The sequence below is a fragment of the Pseudoxanthomonas jiangsuensis genome (assembly GCF_010093185.1).
In the GTDB taxonomy this organism is placed as follows: Bacteria; Pseudomonadota; Gammaproteobacteria; order Xanthomonadales; family Xanthomonadaceae; genus Pseudoxanthomonas; species Pseudoxanthomonas jiangsuensis.
This window is the reverse complement of record NZ_PDWL01000095.1, coordinates 1-677: the sequence shown is the minus strand read 5'-3', so window position 1 is coordinate 677 and position 677 is coordinate 1. Positions and strand designations below refer to the sequence as shown.

At 39.7% G+C, this 677-nt stretch carries 2 protein-coding genes; one reads left to right on the top strand and one right to left on the bottom strand.

Annotated features, from left to right (window positions below):
- Positions 1-180, top strand: a 180-nt coding sequence (locus CSC62_RS17890) for a hypothetical protein (protein ID WP_211369041.1), incomplete at its 5' end; no start/stop codon positions are given.
- A 302-nt stretch (positions 181-482) separates the two neighbouring features.
- Here CSC62_RS17890 and CSC62_RS17885 read toward each other — a convergent pair.
- A partial coding sequence (locus CSC62_RS17885) for a hypothetical protein (RefSeq protein WP_425502058.1) occupies positions 483-677 on the bottom strand: 195 nt, incomplete at its 5' end.

Genomic DNA, 677 nt, shown 5'->3' with positions numbered 1-677 from the left:
GATTCTTATCAGAAACCATATAGTAAATTAGTTACACAGGAAATTTTTAATATTATTATTATCATTCATTATGTATTAAAATTAGAGTTGTGGCTTGGCTCTGCTAACACGTTGCTCATAGGAGATATGGTAGAGCCGCAGACACGTCGTATGCAGGAACGTGCTGCGGCTGGCTGGTGAACTTCCGATAGTGCGGGTGTTGAATGATTTCCAGTTGCTACCGATTTTACATATTTTTTGCATGAGAGAATTTGTACCACCTCCCACCGACCATCTATGACTGTACGCCACTGTCCCTAGGACTGCTATGTGCCGGAGCGGACATTACAAACGTCCTTCTCGGTGCATGCCACTGTTGCCAATGACCTGCCTAGGAATTGGTTAGCAAGTTACTACCGGATTTTGTAAAAACAGCCCTCCTCATATAAAAAGTATTCGTTCACTTCCGATAAGCGTCGTAATTTTCTATCTTTCATCATATTCTAGATCCCTCTGAAAAAATCTTCCGAGTTTGCTAGGCACTGATACATAACTCTTTTCCAATAATTGGGGAAGTCATTCAAATCTATAATAGGTTTCAGATTTGCTTCAATAAATTCTGACTGTAGCTGCTGAAACGTTGCGGTTGAACTATATTTCCTTATAACTTTTACGAAAGAGTTTCTTTGAGTAATCAC